This is a genomic window from Microbacterium sp. (assembly GCF_041909575.1).
In the GTDB taxonomy this organism is placed as follows: Bacteria; Actinomycetota; Actinomycetes; order Actinomycetales; family Microbacteriaceae; genus Microbacterium.
Genome location: NZ_JAYRDE010000045.1, coordinates 1 through 21,514, shown reverse-complemented (window position 1 = coordinate 21,514; position 21,514 = coordinate 1). Strand labels below are relative to the sequence as shown.

The 21,514-nt window shown below is 70.8% G+C and carries 22 protein-coding genes; 9 read left to right on the top strand and 13 right to left on the bottom strand.

The features are described 5' to 3' along the window. Positions 1-90 precede the first annotated feature (90 nt). On the top strand, positions 91-333 hold the full coding sequence (locus ACE3O1_RS08180) for a hypothetical protein (protein WP_374314317.1): 243 nt from the start codon (positions 91-93) through the stop codon (positions 331-333). 31 nt (positions 334-364) lie between these two features. On the opposite strand, the gene ACE3O1_RS08175 is transcribed toward ACE3O1_RS08180, so the two are convergent. Then, the gene (locus ACE3O1_RS08175; protein ID WP_374314315.1) at positions 365-2,179 is read right to left on the bottom strand and encodes a DUF2207 domain-containing protein; all 1,815 of its coding nucleotides are present in this window, start codon (positions 2,177-2,179) and stop codon (positions 365-367) included. A 42-nt stretch (positions 2,180-2,221) separates the two neighbouring features. On the opposite strand from ACE3O1_RS08175, the gene ACE3O1_RS08170 reads away from it, so the two are divergent. After that, positions 2,222-2,662, top strand: a complete 441-nt coding sequence (locus ACE3O1_RS08170) for a MarR family winged helix-turn-helix transcriptional regulator (protein WP_374314313.1) — start codon at positions 2,222-2,224, stop codon at positions 2,660-2,662. A gap of 31 nt (positions 2,663-2,693) precedes the next feature. Here the strand turns inward: ACE3O1_RS08170 and ACE3O1_RS08165 are convergent, their stop codons facing one another. From ACE3O1_RS08165 to ACE3O1_RS08155, 3 genes are all read right to left on the bottom strand, one after another. Next, positions 2,694-3,428: an ABC transporter permease gene (locus ACE3O1_RS08165; RefSeq protein WP_374314311.1), complete on the bottom strand. Its 735-nt coding sequence runs from the start codon at positions 3,426-3,428 to the stop codon at positions 2,694-2,696. Beyond that, the gene (locus tag ACE3O1_RS08160; protein WP_374314309.1) at positions 3,425-4,204 is read right to left on the bottom strand and encodes an ABC transporter ATP-binding protein; all 780 of its coding nucleotides are present in this window, start codon (positions 4,202-4,204) and stop codon (positions 3,425-3,427) included. The genes ACE3O1_RS08165 and ACE3O1_RS08160 overlap by 4 nt, the downstream gene beginning before the upstream one ends. A gap of 63 nt (positions 4,205-4,267) precedes the next feature. Then, a complete protein-coding gene (locus ACE3O1_RS08155; RefSeq protein ID WP_374314307.1) occupies positions 4,268-4,876 on the bottom strand; it encodes a TetR family transcriptional regulator in 609 nt (202 codons plus the stop codon). A gap of 83 nt (positions 4,877-4,959) precedes the next feature. Here ACE3O1_RS08155 and ACE3O1_RS08150 point away from each other — a divergent pair, with 83 nt between their 5' ends. After that, a complete protein-coding gene (locus tag ACE3O1_RS08150; protein ID WP_374314321.1) occupies positions 4,960-6,126 on the top strand; it encodes a low temperature requirement protein A in 1,167 nt (388 codons plus the stop codon). 81 nt (positions 6,127-6,207) lie between these two features. Here ACE3O1_RS08150 and ACE3O1_RS08145 read toward each other — a convergent pair whose 3' ends face one another. Next, positions 6,208-6,663 (bottom strand): Hsp20/alpha crystallin family protein, encoded by a 456-nt coding sequence (locus tag ACE3O1_RS08145; protein ID WP_374314305.1) that lies wholly within the window; start codon positions 6,661-6,663, stop codon positions 6,208-6,210. Positions 6,664-6,750: 87 nt separating this feature from the next. Next, positions 6,751-8,349 carry an L-serine ammonia-lyase, iron-sulfur-dependent, subunit alpha gene (locus ACE3O1_RS08140; protein ID WP_374314303.1) on the bottom strand — a complete coding sequence of 533 codons (1,599 nt, stop codon included), beginning with the start codon at positions 8,347-8,349 and terminating at the stop codon, positions 6,751-6,753. A gap of 127 nt (positions 8,350-8,476) precedes the next feature. Here ACE3O1_RS08140 and merB point away from each other — a divergent pair, with 127 nt between their 5' ends. Next, the gene (gene merB / locus ACE3O1_RS08135; protein WP_374314301.1) at positions 8,477-9,172 is read left to right on the top strand and encodes an organomercurial lyase; all 696 of its coding nucleotides are present in this window, start codon (positions 8,477-8,479) and stop codon (positions 9,170-9,172) included. Between the two features lie 12 nt (positions 9,173-9,184). Here merB and ACE3O1_RS08130 read toward each other — a convergent pair whose 3' ends face one another. Continuing rightward, the gene (locus ACE3O1_RS08130; RefSeq protein ID WP_374314299.1) at positions 9,185-9,955 is read right to left on the bottom strand and encodes an alpha/beta fold hydrolase; all 771 of its coding nucleotides are present in this window, start codon (positions 9,953-9,955) and stop codon (positions 9,185-9,187) included. Positions 9,956-10,020: 65 nt separating this feature from the next. Further along, entirely contained in the window at positions 10,021-10,386 is a 366-nt protein-coding gene (locus ACE3O1_RS08125) for a VOC family protein (protein WP_374314297.1), read from the bottom strand. Between the two features lie 127 nt (positions 10,387-10,513). Here ACE3O1_RS08125 and ACE3O1_RS08120 point away from each other — a divergent pair, with 127 nt between their 5' ends. After that, entirely contained in the window at positions 10,514-10,693 is a 180-nt protein-coding gene (locus tag ACE3O1_RS08120; protein WP_374314295.1) for a hypothetical protein, read from the top strand. Positions 10,694-10,706: 13 nt separating this feature from the next. Here the strand turns inward: ACE3O1_RS08120 and dinB are convergent, their stop codons facing one another. Beyond that, positions 10,707-11,903 carry a DNA polymerase IV gene (gene dinB, locus ACE3O1_RS08115; protein ID WP_374314293.1) on the bottom strand — a complete coding sequence of 399 codons (1,197 nt, stop codon included), beginning with the start codon at positions 11,901-11,903 and terminating at the stop codon, positions 10,707-10,709. Positions 11,904-12,083: 180 nt separating this feature from the next. Here dinB and ACE3O1_RS08110 point away from each other — a divergent pair, with 180 nt between their 5' ends. After that, the gene (locus tag ACE3O1_RS08110; protein ID WP_374314291.1) at positions 12,084-12,971 is read left to right on the top strand and encodes a zinc-ribbon domain-containing protein; all 888 of its coding nucleotides are present in this window, start codon (positions 12,084-12,086) and stop codon (positions 12,969-12,971) included. Between the two features lie 12 nt (positions 12,972-12,983). Here the strand turns inward: ACE3O1_RS08110 and ACE3O1_RS08105 are convergent, their stop codons facing one another. Both ACE3O1_RS08105 and ACE3O1_RS08100 read right to left on the bottom strand, forming a co-directional pair. Continuing rightward, positions 12,984-13,355, bottom strand: coding sequence for a DUF1801 domain-containing protein (locus ACE3O1_RS08105; protein WP_374314289.1), 372 nt, complete (start codon positions 13,353-13,355; stop codon positions 12,984-12,986). Between the two features lie 2 nt (positions 13,356-13,357). Further along, the gene (locus ACE3O1_RS08100) at positions 13,358-13,783 is read right to left on the bottom strand and encodes a DUF6855 family protein (protein ID WP_374314287.1); all 426 of its coding nucleotides are present in this window, start codon (positions 13,781-13,783) and stop codon (positions 13,358-13,360) included. A 122-nt stretch (positions 13,784-13,905) separates the two neighbouring features. Here ACE3O1_RS08100 and ACE3O1_RS08095 point away from each other — a divergent pair, with 122 nt between their 5' ends. From ACE3O1_RS08095 to ACE3O1_RS08085, 3 genes are read left to right on the top strand one after another with little or no spacing between them, the layout of a single operon-like run. Then, on the top strand, positions 13,906-15,663 hold the full coding sequence (locus tag ACE3O1_RS08095) for a SulP family inorganic anion transporter (RefSeq protein WP_374314285.1): 1,758 nt from the start codon (positions 13,906-13,908) through the stop codon (positions 15,661-15,663). Positions 15,664-15,676: 13 nt separating this feature from the next. Further along, the gene (locus ACE3O1_RS08090; RefSeq protein WP_374314283.1) at positions 15,677-16,348 is read left to right on the top strand and encodes a GAP family protein; all 672 of its coding nucleotides are present in this window, start codon (positions 15,677-15,679) and stop codon (positions 16,346-16,348) included. A gap of 28 nt (positions 16,349-16,376) precedes the next feature. Next, entirely contained in the window at positions 16,377-17,774 is a 1,398-nt protein-coding gene (locus ACE3O1_RS08085) for a DUF1254 domain-containing protein (RefSeq protein ID WP_374314280.1), read from the top strand. 33 nt (positions 17,775-17,807) lie between these two features. Here the strand turns inward: ACE3O1_RS08085 and ACE3O1_RS08080 are convergent, their stop codons facing one another. Together ACE3O1_RS08080 and ACE3O1_RS08075 are read right to left on the bottom strand one after the other, a co-directional pair. After that, positions 17,808-20,753, bottom strand: a complete 2,946-nt coding sequence (locus tag ACE3O1_RS08080; protein WP_374314278.1) for a family 43 glycosylhydrolase — start codon at positions 20,751-20,753, stop codon at positions 17,808-17,810. 12 nt (positions 20,754-20,765) lie between these two features. Further along, on the bottom strand, positions 20,766-21,386 hold the full coding sequence (locus ACE3O1_RS08075; RefSeq protein ID WP_374314276.1) for a hypothetical protein: 621 nt from the start codon (positions 21,384-21,386) through the stop codon (positions 20,766-20,768). Positions 21,387-21,514 lie beyond the last annotated feature (128 nt).

The window sequence follows — 21,514 nt, the reverse complement described above, 5'->3', positions numbered from 1 at the left end:
CACCGCGGGCCCCCCGGTCGGGCCCCGCGGCAGGCGCCGCGGCGCCGGCGGCGCGCGCGCGAGGCCCGATGCCGGTTCCCCGGGTGCCGCATGCCCGTCCACAGGTGCGATGTCGATCACACGATCGATGCCGCACGCGGCGGGGCGACGGCGACCTGCAATCTCGCGCACCTCTGCCGGCGACACCACTCCCTCAAGCACTCCTCCGACTGGACTGTGCTCCAGCGCCCGGACGGAACCCTCGAATGGACCAGCCCGATCGGTCGGGTGCACGTCGACGAGCCCCCGGGGACCGTGCGGTTCCGCACCTCGGCCGACCCACCGCCCTTCTGACCTCGGCCGCGGCCGGATCGCCCGCGTGCGCTCAGACGCCCCCGCCGCCGCCTCCGCCTCCGCCGCCGCCGGCGGAGCCACCGCCGCTCGAACCGCCCGAGGTGGACGACGACGATGCGGTGCTCGCCGAGAGGGTCGAGATCCCCGATGAGAACGACGAGGCGTCGAATCCGCCGCTGCCGGCGTACCAGACGGGCGATGCGCCCGCTCCGTAGAGCACCGCGAGCTCCTTCGCCCAGTCCTTCTCCTGCCCGAAGACCACGGCGTACGGCAGGAGGGACTCGTACAGGCGGAGCATCACGCCCCGATCGGTGGTGTCGACCTGCACGCGCTCAGCGCCCTGCGGGGATTGCAGCATGCGGATACGGTCGGCCTCGGCCCACTCAATGAACTCCTTCAGGCCGCGCAGGTGGTCGCGGGTCTCCGCTCCGAGGGCGGTCAGAGGCCTGCGGGACACCAGAGCCCCTACGACGATCGTGCCCAGCACCGAGCCGACGATCACGAGGATCGGCACGAGAGGATGCACCATCGCGTCCAGCGCCGCGAACCCCGTCAGGAACACGAGCACCGTCGAGCCGATCGCCGCGAGCAGCGGGAACACCCGCACCCGGGCCGGAACCTCTCGACGCAGCCGGCGGTTGACGAGCTCCTGGTTCGCCGCCTTGAGGATGCCCTGCGCCGCGGCCGAGAAGCGGGTGTCCGTCCTCCCGAACTCGAACTCGTCGCCCGGCATGCCGTCCGGGAAGAGGCCGTCCAGCAGCATCCGTCCATCGCCGTCGGCCTTCGACGGGTCGACCAGCTGCGCCTTCAGCTTCACCCCGCCCCAGAACCGCCGCTCGCCCTCGACGATCCGGATGCTGCCGGCGACGGCCTGTTCGAGGACCTCGGCCGGGATCGCCTTGGTGGTGAGTCCGAGCATGACGGCCGCCTCGAGCGCGTCGACCATGCGCGGCGGGGTGTACTCGGCGATGATCACGGGGCGGCCGGGCTCGTCGCGCAGCTTCCGGCGGCGCACGACGAGCGCCCACACGACCGCTCCGACCAGACCGAGGGCCGCGACCGCCTGCAGCCACCCCCACGGCGACGCGAAGTACGACGCGTCGAACTCCTCGAACGTGGCGGGATCGAACCCGATCGCGATCGTCATGGTCTGGTACGGCAGCACGGGACCGGCGGTCGCCTCGATCTCGGCGTCGCCGACCTCCGCGAGCATGGCGCACGGATCCGAGGATCCCTCGTACCCGACGTAGCAGGTCTGCGCACCCGTACGCGCGTCGGCGAGATCGGGCGACATCCGCACGGTCGCCGTGACGCGGCCGAACGGCTGCGACCACTCCGTGCCGTTCACGTTCCAGTAGAACTCGTCGGAGGCGGTGTCGGCGAAGTGCCGGGTGACGTTCTCGAGCGTGTAGGTGAACACGTACGTCTGGCGGCCGTGGACGAAGTCGCCCGCTCGCGAGGTCATGACGTAATAGTCCTCGTCCGACTCGGCTTCGGACTCGCGCGGGTTCCCCTCGCCGTCGGTGATCGAGACCAGACGGGGATGCAGCGGCGCACCGAGGTATGCGTCGGGGATGCGGCGCTGCATGCCGCGGTTCTGGTCGAACTCGGGGAAGACGGCGACGAACGTCTCGACCACCGTGAGCGTGCTGGTGCCGTCGTCCGCGCGCCCCAGCTCGTACGCGACGTCGAGGCTCTCGAACGCGAAGTCGTTCACGTCCGCGAGGGCACGAGGCATCCGCTCCCCGGCGACGGGCTCCACCGCGAAGCCGAACCCGAGCACCAGCGCGAGCGCGACGACCACCAGCGCGCGGGCGCGCCGAGACACGGACCGGACTGTCGCCATGCGCCCAGCCTAGGGGTCCGCTTTGGTCGTACTCTTGTCGCTATGACGGATCGCCGCCTCGCCATCGACGCATGGGAAAGCCTGTTCCGTGCGCAGCACGAGGTCTTCGACGACATCAACGACGACTTCCACGAAGACACCCTCAGCCAGGCCGAGTACGACGTGCTGCTCACGGTCACGCGCGGAGAGAACATGACCGCGCGCCTGCGCGACGTCACCGCCAACATGCTCATCAGCCAGCCGAGCGTCTCCCGCCTCGTGGACCGCATGGCCGCGCGCGGACTCATCGCGAAGTGCGCCGATCCCGACGACGGCCGCGGTGCGCTGGTGCGGGCGACGGATGCCGGAGCCGCCCTGTTCCGCCGGCTCGCGAGCGCCCACGGACGCGCGATCGCCGAGCGGATGTCGCTCCTCAGCGACGAGGAGCTCTCACAGCTGCGCGACCTGACCGTGAAGCTGCGCAAGAAGCAGCCCGGCTGCTAGCCCGGCGGTCAGCCGCCTGCGGCCCACACGGTCACGGCGTGCGCCGGCGGAGCGTCAGCGACGCGAGGATCAGCGCGCCGAGCAGGAAGGCGCCGACGATCAGGAGCGGACCGTAGACGTCCCACCCCTCGTCGCCCGCTGTCACGGCGTTGATCGCGTCGATCGCGTAGCTCAGCGGCAGCCAGTTGCTGATCGCCTCGAGCGCCTCGGGCATCTCGTCCCGTGGCATGAACAGACCGCCGAGCAGGATCTGCGGGAACACGATCAACGGCATGAACTGCACGGCCTGGAACTCGGTGCGCGCGAACGCGCTCGCGAGAAGCCCCAGCGCCATGCCCAGGATCGCGTCCGTGACGGCGACGAGGCCGAGCTGCCACACCGGGCCGTCCGTCTCGAGACCGCACACCCACACGGCGAACGACACGGTCACCACGGCCTGCAGCATCGCCATCAGCCCGAACGCGAGCGCGTAGCCGACGATGAAGTCCGCCTTGCCGAGCGGAGTGGTCATCAGGCGCTCGAGCGTTCCGGACCGCCGCTCCCGGAGGGTCGTGATCGACGTGATCAGGAACATGATGATGAAGGGGAAGAGCGCCAGGATCGGCGGGCCGTAGATGTCGAAGACGCCGTCCTGCTCGCTGAACAGCCACGCGAACAGGCCCACGAGCAGGCTGGGCGCGATCAGCATGAGCGCGATCGATCGCGGGTCGTGACTGAGCTGGCGCAGAATCCTTGCCGCCGTCGCGAGCGTGCGGACGCCGTTCATTCGCCCGTCTCCTCTCGGGCTTCGCGGCGGCTGGATGGTCGATGCCCCGCCGCAGCGACGTCGCGCTCGATGAGGCGCAGGAACGCGGCATCCGGATCCGTCTCGCCGGTGTCTGCGAGCAGGCCGTCGGGTGTGGTGTCGGCGATGATCCGGCCGGCGCGCATGAGGATGAGGCGGTCGCAGCGCAGCGCCTCATCCATCACGTGACTGCTGACGACGATCGTGGCGCCGTCGGCGGCGAGGCCCCGGAAGAGGTCCCACAGCTCGGCGCGCAGCACCGGATCAAGTCCGACCGTGGGCTCGTCGAGCACGAGCAGCTCGGGGTCGCCCAGCATGGCGACCGCCAGGGACACCCGGCTCTCCTGGCCTCCGCTGAGCGAGTCGACGGTCTGCCGCGCCTGACCGGCGAGTCCGACCTGCTCGATGACGCGGTCGACGTCGGATCGCGGCGCACCGATGATGCGCGCGAAGTACCGGAGGTTCTGCTCGATCGTGAGGTCGCCGTAGACCGACGCGGCCTGCGTGTCATAGGCCACGCGACGGCGTTGCGCCGAAGTTCCGGCAGGGTCTCCGAGGACGGTCACGGTGCCGCCGTCGACCTTCTGCACGCCGACGATCGAGCGCATGAGCGTCGTCTTGCCGCAGCCCGAGGGTCCCATGAGGCCGGTGATCTGGCCGCGCGGGATGTCGAAGTCGAGGCTCGTGAACACCTCGGTGCGGCCGCGCCGCACATGGAGCCCGCGGACCTCGACCGCGACGCCGGACGATTTATTCATCACTCGATGAATTATTCGCCTCGTGCGGGCCGGGGTCAAGGGATCTGCCGGGCGAGAGCGGCCTCAGCCGAGGAGGTAGCGCTGGATGGTGGGGCCGATGCGGTCGACGAGGTCATCGACGGATGCCTCGGCCAGCGCGGGCAGCCGCAGGACGTAGCGCGCGATCAGCAGGCCCGCGATCTGCGAAGCGGCGAGTGCCGCTCGCAGATCGGCGTCGGCGGTGTCGAGCGATCGGGCGATGCGCGAGAGCAGCTCTCGGGAGAGGAAGCCTGCCAGCAGCGGCGTCGTGAGCTTGTTGCCGATCGCGCTCCGCAGCAGGACCACTCCGCGCCGTCGCACCTCGGGCTGCTCCCACGTCTCGAGGATGTACCGCACGATGCGCTCGCCGATCCGGTCGCGAGGGCCGGCCAGGATCTCGGGAAGCGCGAGATCGGGGCGCATCGGCGCTTGGATCGTCTCGCCGAAGAGATCGGCCTTGGTGCCGAAGTGGTGGTGGACCAGTGCGGAGTCGACGCCCGCGCGCGCGGCGATCCCCCGGATCGTGGCGCCGTCGTAGCCGGCCTCGGCGAACTCCTCGACCGCCGCGGCCATGATCCGGTCGCGGGCGTCGGACTCTCCCGTGCGCGGTCGGCCGCGACGGCGCTTCGGCGCGGGAACCACGTACTCGGCCACGGCCACAGCCTACGACCGGCGCGCCGCCCTCGGCGGGCGGGGTGCCAAGATGAGCCATGGCCTTCGGGATGATCCGCGACGTGATGCGACCGACCGACTCTCCGCGGGCCGACCGGGTCACGTACGTCGAGCTGTTCTTCGACCTCGTGTTCGTGTTCGCCCTGACGCAGCTGTCGGCCTACCTGTACGAGAACCAGACGCCGGTCGGCGTGCTCGAGGGCGTCATCATGGTGTGCGCGCTGTGGTGGGCCTGGGTCTCAACCACCTGGGTCACCAACTGGCTCGACCCGGCGAAGCTCCCCGTGCGGGGCGCGGTCATCGCACTGGCCTTCCTCGCCCTCGTGCTCAGCGTGTCGATCGCCGAGGCGTTCGGCGACCGCGCGTGGGCGTTCGCGATCGCCTACGTCGTGCTTCAGGTGGGCCGCACGGGGTTCATCGTGTGGGCGACGGCGCGTCACGACCGCGAGGTGTCGAAGGACTTCGTCCGCGTGCTCGTCTGGACCGCGGGCGGAGCCGTGCTGTGGATCGTCGGCGCGCTGCTGCCGCTCCCCTGGCAGCTGCCGTTCTGGCTCGCGGCACTCGGACTCGAGCTGCTCGGGACCGTGCTCGGCTATCCGGTGCCGCGGCACGGGCGCGTGCTGATCGGCGCGTGGGACCTCTCCGGGCCGCACATCGCGGAGCGGACCGCGCTGTTCGTGCTGATCACCCTCGGCGAGAGCCTCCTGGTCACCGGATTCGCCTTCACGGCGAAGGAGTCGTCGCCCGAGTCGGTCATCGCGATGGCCTCGGCGTTCGTCGCCGCGGCCGCCACCTGGTGGATCTATTTCGATCACGGCGAGCGGATCGGCTCCGAGGCGATCGAGGCGTCGGACGAACCGGGCCGGCTCGCCCGCACCGCGTACACCTGGATCCACCTCGCGATCATCGCCGGGCTGGTGCTGCTCAGCGTCGGCGACAAAGAGGCGCTGTCGCATCCGCACGCTCACGGCCTCGCACCCACCATCACTGTTCTCGGCGGCCCGCTCCTGTTCCTCACCGGCACCGTGCTGTTCCGCCGCAGGCTCGAGAGGCGGTGGCCACGCGCGCAGGTCGTCGGCTTGTTCGCGCTGGCGGCGCTCGCCGCTGTCGCGCTCGCCCTCGGCACGCTCGACGTGCTGCTGCTCACGGTGCTCGCGGCGCTGCTCCTGGTGGCCGTCGCGATCGGCGAGACCATAGGACGGGTCCGGCGCGGCCGCCGGGGCGGCGGGTAGGACGCCTCGAACGCCGAGTCGCCCCGGTCGGGACGACGCGGGGCGACTCGGATCGGCTCCGACCTGCTCGGAGCCCGCGGCTCACTGCTCGATGCGCTGCGGCTCCTCATTGCTCTCGTGGGTGCGCAGGACCTGCGACTGACCGGGAGCGCTGACCTCGATCTTGCGCGGCTTCGCCTTCTCGCTGACCGGGATGGTGACGCTCAGCACGCCGTTGTCGTAGCTCGCCGAGATGCGCTCGGTGTCGACGCCCTGCCCGAGGCTGAGCTGGCGCAGGAAGCTGGCACCCTCGCGCTCCCGCGTGATCCACTTCACGCCCTCGCCCGTCGGGACGGAGCGCTCGGCGCGGATCGTGAGCAGCTGACCGTCGACGTCGATGTCGACCGAGCCCGGGTCGATGCCGGGCAGGTCGGCGGTCAGGACGTAGTGGTCGCCGTCGCGGTACAGGTCCATCGGCATGATGCGCGGACCCCGGCGCGGGTCGAGAAGACTCGACGCCAGCCGGTCGAATTCGCGGAACGGGTCGTAGGTGGCCATGGTGATCTCCTCTCGAATCGTAGAGTTGAGTCGACTCGACTCAACTGATTCCAGATTAGCACTCGACCCCGGAGAGTGCCAGATTCGTCAGCACTCGATGACGTTCACCGCGAGGCCGCCCTCGCTCGTCTCCTTGTACTTGTGCGACATGTCGATGCCGGTCTGCCGCATCGTCTCGACAACGGTGTCGAGCGAGACGTAGTGGCTCCCGTCTCCACGCAGGGCGAGGCGGGCGGCCGTGACGGCGGTCGAGGCCGCGATCGCATTGCGCTCGATGCAGGGGATCTGCACCAGCCCGCCGACGGGGTCGCACGTCAGTCCGAGGTGGTGCTCCATGGCGATCTCGGCGGCATTCTCGATCTGACGGTTGGTGCCGCCCATCACGGCCGTCAGGCCACCGGCCGCCATCGCACACGCCGAGCCGACCTCGGCCTGGCATCCGCCTTCGGCGCCCGAGATCGAGGCATTCGCCTTGAAGAGAGAACCCAGCGCGGTGGCGGTGAGCAGGAAGCGACGGATGCCGCGCCGGCGGTTGGCTTCGGCGACGGATGCCTCGTCCCACGCGGCCGCCTCCTCCGGCGCCGCGGCGTGACCGTCGTAGCCGAGCAGAGCGCTTCCGACCAGCTCTCCGTACGGCGTCACGGCGTTGCCCGCACCGAGTCCGGAGTCCGCGAGGAATCGCCACCAGTACATCGCGACCGCGGGAAGGATGCCGGCCGCGCCGTTCGTCGGAGCGGTGACAACCCTCCCGCCCGCGGCGTTCTCCTCGTTCACCGCCAGCGCGAAGGCGCCGAGCCACTCGCCCGGGAGCTCGCGACGTCCGTCGGCCTCGGCATCCTCCAACTGCAGCCGGATGGCGCCGGCGCGACGCCGGACCTGCAGCATCCCGGGGAGAACGCCGTCGGCGTGGAGACCGGCGTCGACGCACGCGGCCATCGTGTCCCAGATCGCGTCGAGCCCGGCGGCGATCTCCTCGTCGTCGCGCAGCGCCTCCTCGTTCATGCGCGCGAGCTCGGCGATCGTGAGCCCGTGCTCGTCACACAGGGCGAGGAGCTCCTCCGCGGTGCCGTAGTCGAACCGATAGCCCCGAGATTGCACGCGCGGCGGTTCCCCGTCGCGGCGGATGAAGCCTCCGCCGACGGAGTAGTACGTCTCGCGCAGCAGCAGCCCGGTGTCGTCGGCGATCGCCGGCACGTCCCGAGCGGGGCGCGCGGTGCCCGTCTCGCGGACCGCGGATGCCGCGTCCGCGACCGCCTGCCGGGCGGGCCCGGCCGCCGGCGCCGCCCACGCCTCGAGCGTCATCGCGTTCGGGTGACCGGGGAGCCTCGTGCGCGGGCGGAAGGCGATGTCGTCCTTCGAGAACGCCACGGCGCGGGTGCCGCCGAGGGGCAGGTCGCGACCGTCCGGCCACGCACTCCATGCCGCGCGCACCACGTCGGGGTCGACCGTCTCGGGCTCGAGCGCCATGAGGCCGGCGACGACCGCATCCGGCGTGCCGTGGCCGATGCCGGTGGCGCCGAGCGAGCCGTACAGGGTGCAGGTCACCCGTCTGACCTGATCGAGCAGCCCCTCGGCGCGCAGACGGACGACGAAGTCGAGGGCGGCCCGCATGGGTCCGACCGTGTGGGAGCTCGAGGGTCCTACGCCGATGGAGAACAACTCGAACGCCGAGACGTAGGCGCTCACTCTCTCAGGCTACGCCGTCGGCCGCGCAGACTGCGCCCCGTGATCACATCGAGATGAGCAGGATGCCTCTCCCGCCGACGTTCGGAGCACCACAGTGCCGCGTTCGACACGGGCGTACGCTTCAGCCATGGGCGATGAGGACGACGATCCGGGAACGGATGCCGTTGAGCGCGTGCGGCTCGCGATCTACCGCGGCTTCGCCGAGGACGGGCGACCGCCGTCGCGGGAGGCGGTCGTCGCCACCACCGGCATCTCCGTCGCCGAGGTCGAGTGCGCGGTGCGGATCCTGGCCGAGACGAGGCACCTCGTCCTCGATGCGCGCGGCGACATCGTCCTGGCGCACCCGTTCGCCTCGATCGATCTGCACTTCTCCGTCAAAGGCCGCGACACGCTGTGGTGGGGCGGCTGCGCGTGGGACTCGTTCGCGATCCCGAACCTCGTCCGGGGCGAACCCGAGGTTCTCGTTGCGACGACGTGCCCCGCGTGTCACCGCGCACACGCCTGGGTGGTGACCTCGGAAGGACCGCCGTCCGGCGACCAGCTGGCGCACTTCCTCGTGCCCGCCGCCCACGTCTGGGACGACGTGGTGCACACGTGCGGAAATCAGCGCATCTTCTGCGGTGAGACGTGCATCGACGACTGGCTCACCCGCACCGGGCAGGCGCGCGGGTCCGTGTTCGATCTCGCGACGCTCTGGCGCCTCGCGGCGCACTGGTACGACGGTCGGCTGTCGTCGCCGTACACCCGCCGGGAGCCGGCCGAGGCGAAGGCGTATTTCGCCGAGGTCGGCCTGCGCGGACCGTTCTGGGGGCTGCCGGACTGACGGCCGCGCCGATCAGCCGGCCGAGCCGAAGAACTCCAGGGCCGCACGCCGGAAGTCGCGCGAGCCGGGCGCGTTGAAGTGATGCCGACCGGGCAGCTCGACGAACTCGCCGTGCGGTGTCGCGGCTGCAAGGCCGCGGGAGCGCTCGAGGATCGCGTCCTCGGAGCCGGTGGCGAAGAGCACGGTCTGCTGCGGCGGACGCGCCGGGTCGGGGTCCGCGTCGCCCAGGCGCATGCCCTCGGCGAGCGCGACGAGCGCCCGCAGGTCGTTGCCAGGGACCCGTTCGGCGAGCGTCACGTAGTTGCGCGTGACCTGATCCTCGACGGGCGTCCCGCGCTCGGCGTACGCGCGGGCCTGCTCGATCTGCAGCCGCGCCAGCGGCCGGCCGTCGGGGATGCCGCCGAGCACAGCCCGCTCCACGTGCTCCGGTGCGTTGACGGCGAGCTGCCAGCCGACCCGCGCGCCGAGCGAGTAGCCCGCGTACCGCACCGAGTCCAGGAGATAGGTGTCGAGGACCGCGACCAGGTCGGCCGTGAGCGCATCCATGCCGTACGCCTCCGGCTCGTGCGGCTTGTCACTCGCGCCGTGGCCCCGCTGATCGACGCCGAGCACCCGGAATCCGCCACGCGTGAGGTCTCGCACCCACCCCGTGTTCACCCAGTTGTCGCGGCAGCTCGACGCGAAGCCGTGCACGCACAGCACTGTCGGCGCGTCGTCGTCGCCCCAGCTGTAGGTCGCGATGCGATGCCCCTCGGCAGACATCACGAACTGCGGCGCGGGCATCTCGGTCAAGGCTGGGAACGCGGCATCCACTCGCTCATTCTCCTCGTTCGGTGACCCGCGGCGCGTCAGGGCCGCTGGAAGGCGATCAGGCCGACGGTGTTGCCCTCGGAGTCGCGGACGAACGCCTGCCACTCCTGGTGACCGTCGGGCCCGAGCCTGTCGCCTTCGTGCGTGAAGATCACGTGGGGGTGCGAGACGACCTCGGCGAGTCCGTCGAGTCGCTCGAGGGCTTCGTGCACATTGTCGACGTGGAGGTAGATCAGCGACGACGGCGCACTCCGGTCGAGCAGCAGCCGCACGCCGTCGAGGTCGAAGAACACCAGTCCCGGCGGATCGAACGTCGCCGTCGGGCCGGCCCCGAGGAGGACGGTGTAGAAGTCGGCGGCCCGCGAGAGGTCGTCGGCGTGCTGCGCGATCTGCACGAGTCTCATGCGCCACATTCTCACGTGCCGGCGCCGCGCACGCCACTGCCGAGACGCCCTGGGCGCTCCGCGTCAACCCCGGCGCGCTGGGCGCCGAACGGGAGTAGGAAGGGGGTGTCGATCCCGGAGGTGGACCATGCTCTTCGCCCTCTACGCCATCCTGCTGCTCGGCGGCATGTACCTCGTCGGCGCCTCGTTCGCGTCGCCGGTGCTCCCCGGCCTGATCTTCATCGCCGGCGTGCTCTGCATCTCGGCGGCCGTCGCGGTTCCGGTCATGACCCAGCACCGCGACGCCGGCTACCACCGCCGCGAGTGACCCCCCGCGCGGGCTACTCGTGCTCGGGGAGGACGGGGGTCGACCAGCCGGGGTCCCGGCCGAGCTGCGCCGCGCGTGAGACGGATGCCGCGCCGAACCGATCTCGGACCGCGTCGAGCACCGTGTCGAGGCGGGCGCCGTCGTCCCAGTCGATCGGCAACTCGGGCTGGATGCTGTCGACTCGTCCCAGCTGAGACAGCGAGACGCCGATAAGGGTGATGCCGCGCTGCTCGATCTCCGGCTGCGCCGCGGCGAGCAGCGCGCGCGCGACCGAGAGCAGCGTCGCCGTGCGATCGGTCGGATGCCGCACGCTGTGCGATCGCGTCGCCTTGGCGTAGTCGCCGAATCGCAGCCGCAGCACCACGGTGCGGCAGACGCGATCCCTGTCGCGGAGACGCCCGCTCAGCCTGTCCACGATCTGGGTGAGGATCACGTCGAGCTCGTCGGCCGTCCGCGGGCGGTTGCCCAGCGCGCGCTGCGAGCCGATCGATCCGCGCCGCCGGGTCGTGTCGACGGGGCGTGGATCCCGCAGCCGGGCGAGTGCATGCAGGTGCGCCCCGGCGGCCTTGCCCAGCAGCCGCTCGGCCGTCGCTGCCTCGAGCTCGGCGAGCTGCCCGACGGTGCGGATGCCGAGGCGGTGCAGCTTCTCTGCTGTGACCGCGCCCACGCCCCACAGGCGCTCGACCGGCAGCGGGAGCAGAAACGCCTCCTCGCGCTCGGGCTCGACCACGAGCAGCCCGTCGGGCTTGCTGACGGCGCTGGCGACCTTGGCGAGGAATTTCGTCCGAGCGACGCCGACCGAGATCGGCAGTCCCACCTCCGTCCGCACTCGCGCCCGCAAGCGCGCGCCGATCTCGGTGGGGGTGCCCGCGATGCGGCGGAGGCCCCCGACCTCGAGGAACGCCTCGTCGATAGAGAGCCCTTCGACGAGCGGCGTGGTGTCGCGGAAGATGGCGAAGACGTCCTTGCTCGCCTGCGAGTACGCCTCCATGCGCGGGGGCACGACCACGGCGTCGGGGCAGAGCTCGCGCGCCTGGCGGCCGCCCATCGCGGTGCGCACGCCGCGTGCCTTCGCCTCGTAGCTCGCCGCCAGCACGACGCCGCCGCCGACGATGACGGGCCGCCCGCGCAGCGCGGGCGCATCCCGCTGCTCCACCGAGGCGTAGAACGCGTCGAGGTCCGCGTGCAGCACCGTCGCTTCGCCCCGCATGCCGCCCTCCCCGTGCCGTGCCGTCGTCCGGATCGTCTCACCCCCGGCCGACATCGCCCGCCCTCGCCCCTCCCCGACCGCGAGTTGCCGGTTGCGGTCGTTCTGGCCGCGCCGAAGCCGCGCGAAGTAGCAACTCGGCGGCGGGAAGCGGATGTCGGGAGGCGCGGCTACCGTGCTCGCATGGCGGAGCGCGTCGAACTGTGGTGGGCCCGGCGCCAGTTCTCCAAGGGCGCCGAGGTCCCGTATCCGGTCGGGAGCTACCGCGAGGCGTGGGCGTCGTACCCCGCGCTGATCCGCCAGTACCACCCCGAGCTCAACGCGGGGATCGTGCTCACCCAGATCCCGCCGGCCGCGGACGTGCTGCTGCTGTGGCAGTGCGAGGCGGGCCACACCTTCGCCGCGACGCCCGACGAGCAGCGCAACCGGCCCGGCCGCCAGCGTCGCCGCTCCGCCTGGTGCCCGGACTGCGCCGAGCTCGCACGCCCGGCACGGGCGCTGCCGATGCGGGACGTCGTGCCCGCTGCCGGCTCCCCCGTGCCCGCCGCCGTGGCGAGCCCGGTCGGCCGCGCCGTCCTGCGTCCGCGCACGCCCCCTCGCCGGGTGCAGCTGTGCCCGAAGACGCCCGCGCTGCCGACCGGTGAGCCGTTCGTGTCGGGGTGCGCGCCCAAGCCGGCGTCCGCGGTCGAGGCGCAGCTGCGCGCCGACCTGTTCGGGCGTCTGGCCGTGACGCCGGGGCTCAATGCCGTGCGGGTCGCGCGACCGTTCTTCGACCACGTCGAGGTGTGGCCCGACCTCCTGCTCCCCGAACTGCGCGTCGCCGTCGAATACGACAGCACGGGCCGGCACGGCCTCGAGCACGTCGGCAAGCGCGAGGAGGCCGACCGGCGTAAAGACCGCGCGCTGCGCTCCGCGGGCTGGGAGGTGGTGCGGATCCGCACCGGCAGGCTCGAACCGCTCGGCCCCTACGACCAGCCGCTCACGGCGTGGAGCCGGAAGGGGCTCGAGCGCCGCATCGACGCGCGGCGCGACATCCGCGGTCCTCTGCTCGTCGACCCCTACCTGACCTGAGGCGCTGCGGATTCAGGATGCCGGTGGCTCGTGCTCCTCGATCCACGCGCGGATGAGTCCCTGCAGCGCACCCTTCTTCGCGGCGAGGTCTTCGGCGTCCTGGAACCGCGCCACCCTCGAGACCGCTCCGTCGCCCTCGAGCAGCCCGGTCGGGTCGTCGAGCGTCGCCCCGGTGTGGAACATCAGCGCGACATGCGCCTTCGCCTTCGGGAAGAAGGATGCGATGTTGCCTCGGTAGACGAACGTGGGGGCCTGCCACTTGATGGTCTCCGTCACTCGCGGGTCGGCATCGAGGACGACCGCGCGGACCGCCGCGAGGAGAGGTCTCTGCGGGTTGTCGTATGCCTCGAGCCAGGCATCGACCTCGGCAGACGCGGCACCCATCGTCAGTCCCCGGGGATGGCCCGGACCCGGTTGTTGCGGGGGTTGTGCTCGAGTTCGACGAGCCCGAGCGCCTCGAGCAGCGGGGGAAGGTACATGCCGAAGCGGCCCCGGTAGCCCTTGCGCTGCCCGTACCAGCCGCCGACCGGATTGTCGTCGGCGCGGCCCCACGCCTCGACGGTGCCGGGGGCCGGCTCCTTCTTCTCGTCCGCAGCCCCGAGGTCCACCCAGTCGCCGCGGCGCAGGAGCTCGGCGTGCAGGTCGTCGACGGCGCGGGCGAGATAGGTCAGCTTCGTCGATCCCACCTGGCACACCAGGAGCGCCGGCTCGCTCGCGTCGTCGCGGTGCATCGTGTACGCGGACGACAGCGGCGCCGTCTTCAGCTGCCACGGATCCTCCGGCGTCCCCGAGCCGGACCAGTGCTCACCCATGTGCCGCTCCTCTCGCCCTGTCGCGATCCTAGGACCCGGTGGCCGTCTACACGATCCCCTCCGCGTGCAGCCGAGCACGCACGCGGGGCGCGATAGCCTCGCGGGAGACCCTGGAGGATTCCGTGCAACGACCGCTCGCCGGCCTGACCCGCAAGAACCTCGTTCGCGAACTGCTCGCCGGCGTGACGCTGATCGCCATCGCGATCCCGCTCAACATCGGGTACGCGCAGATCGCCGGCCTCCCCGCCACCGCGGGACTGTACGCGCTGATCGTTCCCACGGTGGTGTACGCCCTCGTGGTCTCCTCGCGTCAGGTGGTGGCGTCACCGGATGCCGCCGCCGCCGCCCTGGTCGCCTCGTCGATCGGCGGGCTCGCGGTGGCCGGATCGGCGAGCTACGCGACGATGGCGCTCGCCCAGGCGATCATCTGCGGCGTGCTGTTCCTCCTGCTGGCCGTGTTCCGTCTCGGCTTCCTGGCGAACTTCCTCTCAAAGCCGATCCTGGTCGGGTTCGTCGGCGGTCTGGCGCTGGACATCCTCGTCTCGAAGGTGGCGAAGATGCTCGGAATCACGATCGACTCGGGTGGCGAGTTCGTCGATAAGGTCGTGGGCCTTGTGACCGGGCTTCCGTCGCTCAACGTCTGGTCGCTCCTGATCTCCGCGGGATCGATCGCCATCCTCCTCGGCGGGCGCCGACTGCTGCCGCTCGTGCCGTGGGCCCTCGTCGTGCTCATCGTCTCCACCGTCGTGGTGGCCCTCACCGACGCCGACGGCGCCGGCGTCGCGGTGCTCGGCGAAGTCCCGGCGGGTCCGCCCACCCTGACCTGGCCGATCCTGGAGTGGTCCGCCTGGCTCGCCCTCGTGCCGTCGGCGATCGCATTGACGATGGTGACGACGGCCGAGGGGCTGCTCGTCTCCCGGTCCTACGGAGAGAAGCGCCACTACACGACCAGCCCGAACCGCGATCTCGTGGCCTTCGGCCTCGGCAACATCGCAGCGGGGGCGCAGGGAAGCTTCGCCGTCGGATCGTCGACGAGCCGCACGGCGGCCATGGATCAGGCGGGCTCGCGCACGCAGCTCCCGTCGCTCGTGCTCGCTGTGGGCACGCTTGTGCTCCTCCTCTTCGGCACCGCGCTCCTCGCCGACATCCCGTCCCCCGCGATCGGCGCGATCGTGGCCATCGCGATCCTTCCGCTGCTGGGGGTACGCGAGTTCATCGGCCTGTGGCGCCTCGATCGATTCGAATTCTGGATCGGCGCGACCTGCTTCCTCGTGGCGCTGTTCATCGGCTCGATCGCGGGCATCGTCGTCGCGTTCGTGCTGGCACTCGTCAACCTCGCGCGGCGGGCCGCCAACCCCGCGATCGACGTGCTGGCGCGAAATGACAATCCCGCCGATTCGCTGCTCGAAGGGGCGCCCTCCGGCTCCACGACGGCGCCCGGAGTGGTGGTCGTCCGCATGGCGGCTCCCCTCTTCTTCGCCAACGGCGACGTCTTCGCGCAGGCCGTCAAGGCGGCGGTCACGGCTGCCGGGGGCGCGACTGCGGTGCAGCACGTCGTGATCGACATGGAAGCCGTGACGGATGTCGATGTGACGGCATCCGAGTCCTTCGCCGCTCTGCGCACCTGGATCGAGGATGCCGGCATCACGGTCTCGTTCAGCCGCGTGCGCACGACCGCTCGGCCCAGGCTCACCCGGTTCGGCATTCTCGGGAATGCGCGCGTCTATCCGACGAACCGGGCCGCCGTCGCCGCGCTCGCTCCCGAGCCGGCGTCGTGGCGCGACCGGCTCAAGGCGCGACTGTTCCCCGAGGCCGCCGATTCCGCCGAGGACCCGTCGGTCGTGATCGCCGATGACCACATCACCAAGAGCAGCAACTAGGAGCGCCCGCACCATGAATCACGCCATCGGGGAGATCCTGCCGTACGCCCTCGGAATCGCGATCAGCCCGATCCCGGTCATCGCCGCGATCCTGATGCTCCTCTCGCCGAAGGCGCGCGTCACGAGCGTCGGATTCCTCCTGGGCTGGCTGACGGGCATCGTCCTGGCCGTGACGGTCTTCGTGCTCCTCTCGTCCGTCCTCCCGGACACGGGCGACGACGGATCTCAGCCGGTCAAAGCCGTGATCCAACTCGTCCTGGGCGCGCTCCTCCTGCTGCTCGCCGTGCGGCAATGGCGCGGGCGGCCGAAGGCGGGTGAGGAGCCCGTGCTGCCGAAGTGGATGCAGGCCATCGACCGCATCGGGTTCGCCACGGCGTTCGGACTGGGGTTCCTGCTGTCCGCGATCAACCCCAAGAATCTGCTCATGGCCGCGGCCGCCGGCGTCGCCGTCGGTTCGGCCGCACTCGCAACGGGTGAGGTCGTCGTCGTGATCGCCGTCTTCACGGTCATCGCCGCCTCCACCGTGCTCGTCCCGGTCGTCGCCTACCTGATCGCCTCAGCGCGCCTGAGCGGACCGCTGGATGCGCTGCGCACCTGGCTCGCGAAGGAGAACGCGGTGATCATGGCGGTCCTCCTCCTCGTGATCGGCGTCAGCCTCATCGGTAAGGGCATCGCCGCCTTCTAGCCGCACCCGCCCCTGAAAGGAACCCACCGTGCACCCTGACCTTCCCGGCCGGCTCGCCGGCATCCCGATCGACAACGACCTGCCGGCGCGGTCGGCGATCCCGGCGATCTTCGACGAGCTCGACTACCAGCTCGCCTGCCAGGCCTACCTCTGGGCGCTGCCACTGGTGTCGTACGCGCAGTGGAAGACGCAGCACTACGACGTGTTCGGCGCCACGAGCAGCGACCTCGTGAGGTACCTCACGTACCGCGACCGCCTCGGCCTCATCACGGCGAACGCCACGACGCCGTACATCCTGAACTTCTTCGACCTGTCCGAGACCGGCCCACTGGTGATCGAGCTCCCCGCCGGGCCGACCGCCGGCGGCGTGTCGGACTTCTGGCAGCGGGAGGTCGGCGCGATGGGCGAGATGGGTCCGGACCGCGGCCAGGGCGGACGGTACGTCATCGTCGCCCCCGGGCAGGACGCGCCGGACGACCTCGAGGCGACGGACCGGGTGCTGCGGTCGTCGGGAGTGAACATCATGTTCGGCTTCCGCACCTTGGACCCCGACCCGGCCCGTTCCGACGAACTCGTGCGCGCGGTGCGCATCTACCCGCACGCGCGTCGCGCGAACCCGGCTCCCACCCGCATCGTCTCGCCGGACGGACGTCCGTGGAGCGGCGACCAGCCGCGCGGCCTCGACTACTGGCGGCGTCTGCATGCGATCTACCAGACCGAGGTGGTCGACGAGCGCGACCGCTTCTACCTGGCGATGCTCCGGCAGCTCGGCATCGAGCGGGGAAAGCCCTTCGAGCCCGACGCGCGACTCACCGGCATCCTCGAACAGGGGGCGGCAGCGGGCGAGCTGATGGCGCAGGCGAACACCTTCGCGAAGCGCTTCCCGCAGGGGGCGTATTGGCCGGACCGCGCGTGGGAGCAGGCCATCGTCCTGGACAACCCGGCGCAGCGGGGCGACGGCTACGACGAGCTGCTCGAGCGCGCCTCGTGGTTCTACGAGGCGGTCAGCTTCTCGGAGGCGATGAAGAGCACGACCCCCGGCGCCGGACAGGCCTACCTCGGCTCGTACACGGATGCGAACGGCGAATGGCTGGACGGCGGGCGCGACTACACCCTGCACGTGCCCGCCGGCGTTCCCGCGAAGCTCTTCTGGTCGGCGACCGTCTACGACGCCGCCACCCGCTGCCTCATCGACAACGACCAGCAGCGGGGCGACCGCGGATCCCGCGACGGCGACCTCGTGGTCAATCCCGACGGCTCGGTCGACCTGCACTTCGGTCCGGCTGCTCCCCCGTCGGGCGAGTCGAACTGGGTCCAGACCAGCCCCGGCGCGCACTGGTTCAGCTACTTCCGGCTCTACGGTCCGCTGGAGCCCTACTTCGACCGCACCTGGAAGCTCGGCGACATCACCCCGACGAGGGGGTGACCCGGCGGCCCGCCGGGTCACCCCCTGCTCGGCTCAGCCGCAGGACCGGGCGGCGAACGGCGCGTCGATCGACATCTCGACCTGCTCCCCGCCGACCGTCGCGACCGCATCGACCGCGGCAGTCGCTGCGGGAATCCCGCTCTGCCGCGTCGTGAACGCCGCCGATGCGGCCTTGCCCGCCGCCACCGAGGCGATCGACTTCGTGCCGTAGGAGGTGGAGATCGTCAGGGCGACCGGCACCTCCTCGTCGTTGTCCACCTGCACGGTGAGCACGACCTTGCCGGACACGCAGCGGGTCGCCGCCGCCGCCGTGACGTCCAGCGCCGGCTCCGGCTCCTTCAGGGTGCCCAGGCGCGCCAGTTGCAGACTCAGCGCCCGCTCCGGGGCATCGATCTGGTTCTGCGTTCCCAGGGTCGCGCCGCTCGCGGCCTCCGCCTCCGCCAGCAGCTCCTCGAGCTCGGCCCACTCCGCCTCCGGATAGTCCTGCTCGTCGAGGGTGGCGGCATGATCGATCGCGGCATCCAGGTCGCTCTTGTCCAGCGCCAGGCTCTGCGACGTCAGTGTGTCGCTGAGCAGGTAGTGGTCGAAGTCGACATGACCTCCGGCCTCCTGCGTGGAGTAGAAGAACAGCCCGACCCGGTGCCCCATGAAGTGCGTCAGGGCGCCGTCGAGCGTCTGCGGCCCGACGCGGGTGCCGAGCTGCTGCCAGGTGACGCCGTCCACGCTGTACGAGAACGTCGTCCACAGTTGCCCCGCCGGGTTGGCGAAGTCGAGGTCGGCCTTGAGGTGCACGACCCCGGCCGCCCCGAGGGATGCCGTGGTGCCGGGGATGAACGCCTCGACGGCCGCCTGGTCGATCGTCGCCGCGAACGGCTGGACCCGGTTGACCACGCCGATCGTGCTGACGCCGTTCACCCGCTTGACCGCCACGTAGGAGAAGCCGCGGTTGTACGCGGCGAGCCCCGCGACATCGCCGTTCTTCATCCCCGAGATGTCGACCTTCGTCTCGGCCGACTCCCTCGGTCCGAACGTGCGCTGCGACAGCGTGTTGCGGGCCTCCTCGAGGTACGTCGCCTCGTCATCGTTGGTCAGCTTGTAGTGACGGGTGCTGCCTGTGACGACCTTGCCCGACGTGAGGCGCAGCCATCCCTCCCGGTCCGTGAGCGACCAGTAGCGGTTGTCCGGAGCGTGGTTCCATTCCCACTGCAGGGCGAGCCGCGAGCCGTTCGGAGCGATCTCGTCCGGGTGGGGCAGCTCGGCCGTGAGCGGCCTCCCCTTGAGCGACACGTCGTCGACCGTGAAGTCCATCAGGTGCGTGTCGGGGGCCGCCTGCGCGTTGGCCGTGCTCGTCCACGGAGTCTCCACGAAGATGCGCATCGACGAGAGGCTCTGCGATGCGGGCACCGTGAAGCTGCCCGAGATCGTCGCCCACTGGCCCTTCGTGGCCGTCACATTCGCGAGGTTCGTGAAGGTGCTTGAGCCGTACCGCGCCGTGAGCAGGAACTGCTTGGTGGCGGGGCTGTTGGGATTGTCGTACTTGACCTTCGCCGAGACGTCGTACGTCACGTTGTGCTGCACCTTGCCGGTCACGTCCTGCGCCGGTCCGGAACCGGTCGTGGTGCGAGCGCTCACCCGGAGCGAGCCGGTCCCGGTGGCGGCATCCGTCGACGCGATGAGCGTGGCGCTGTCGTTGACGATCCACCCGGTCGTCCCGGACTCGAATCCCGGATTCGACAGCAGCTCGACCCCGAGGAGCGACTGGTCGACGTTCGGCGGCGCCGGAATCGTCCAGTCCTCGTCCATGTAGGCGGGCTCGGGAGCGTCATTGTCGAAGTCGTCCGACGCGATGATGCTCTTCTGGCGCTCGTACAGGGCCTCCTCGGGACTCAGCTCGATCGGCTTCGGGAACGCGCCGTTCACGGGAACGGATCCGTTGTTGCCGAAGGTCGGCCAGCCGTCGGACCACGTCGCCGGGATGAGCGCCGGGATCCTCCCGATCGGGAAGGTGTCGCGGAAGAACATGCCCCACCAGTCCGTCCCGCCGTCCTCCCGCGAGATCGGGACGAGGCTCCCCTGCGCGAAGCCGTTCGAGTTGAGAACGCCCTTCGCCTCGTACGGGTTGCTCCCGTCGGCGGTGGAGTACCGTCCGAGCAGCTCGTCCGACCGGAAAAGTGCGACCTGCCGCCCCTGCCCCGACGGCCACGTGATGATCACGATGTAGTACTGGCCGTCGATGTACTGCACCTGCGCGCCCTCGAACAGCCCGCCGATGAAGGATGCTCCGGGGTAGTCGGACGTCCGGAGGATCTGCGGATACTCCGCGACGACGGTCTTCAGGTCGCTGCTGAGCCTCACCGCGCTGGTCGACCCCGAGCCGTAGAAGATGTAAGGCGTGCCGTCGACGTCGAAGAACAGCGACGGGTCGTGGTACGCGCGGCCGAGCGCGATCCGCTCCCACGCGCCCTCGTCGATGTCGTCCGTCACATAGAGGTACGACCCGCCGAGGTTGTTCGTGTTGAACGCGACGTACCACTTGCCGTCGTGATAGCGCAGCGAGGACGCCCACTGGCCCTGACCGTAGGACGTCTGGCCGTTGCGCAGCGAGAACGAATCGCTGATGTCCGCGCGGTCGAAGACGTAGTTGACGATCTCCCAGTTGACGAGGTCGTACGACTTCATGATGGGAGCGCCCGGACTCAGGTGCATCGTCGTGCTGATCATGTAGTAGATGTCACGGCCCTCGTCGTTCTCGGACGCGGGGATGCGCTCGACCGACACATCGGGGACATCCGCGTTGAGGAGGGGAACGGTGTAGGTGCCGTCGCCTTTGTCGGTGGAGGTGTAGCCCGAGTCGGGATTCCACTCGTCGGCGGCGTGCGCGGGCGGCGCGGCGAGCAGCAGACCCGCCGCCACGACCGCGACGGTCGAGAGCGCGAGCGTTCGCCGGACGCGCGGGGCGCGCTGTGCGTGGTCGGCCATGCTGCGACCGCCCTAGAGGGCGTCCTCCCACAGCGTGAGGGTGATCGTGGCCGAGTAGCTCCCGGGAGCGACGTCCACCCGGGTCTTGAGGGTGAGGTCGGCGTTCGCCTGCCACTCGCCCGTCGCGCGCGCCCCGGTCGAGTCGATCGCGAGTGCGAGGAACTCCTCGCCCTCGAGTCCCACGTTGTTGGGCGCCTCGTCGAACACCGTGCCGACTTCGGGTCCTTCCGCGACCTCGCCGTCGTTCTCGGTGAGCAGGCGCGGCGTCCATCCCAGGTGCTCGGGACCGAGCTCGGGGACCCCCGCCGCGGCGAAGGCGGACGACTGGCCAACGACGTACCAGAAGGCATCCGCGGGGACCTCCTCGCGATCGTCGCTCACCGTCACCGTCGGCAGCACGCCGGTGAACTCGCGCAGGTCCGCGTCGGCCGACTCCACCTCCGACAGCTGCGTGGCATCGGCGGCGACCGACATCGTCAGCGCGCCGACCGGCGGCAGCGCCGCGATGTCGACGTGGACGTCGACGTCGGCGTCGCCCACTTCATCTGCCACCGCGGCGCCGGCGGCGCCGAGCAGCAGCATCCCTCCCAGTGCTCCGACCGCGCAGCGGGCGAGCATTCCGGACTTCTTCATCACATCTCCTCTGATGTCGTGCGGCGTCGTCGCCGCGGGGATCGGGTGGCGGCGCCGCGCGGGCCCCCCCCCCCGGGGGGTCAGCCCCCGCGGGGCGCCCGGGACCGGCCCCGGGCGCCCCCCCCCCC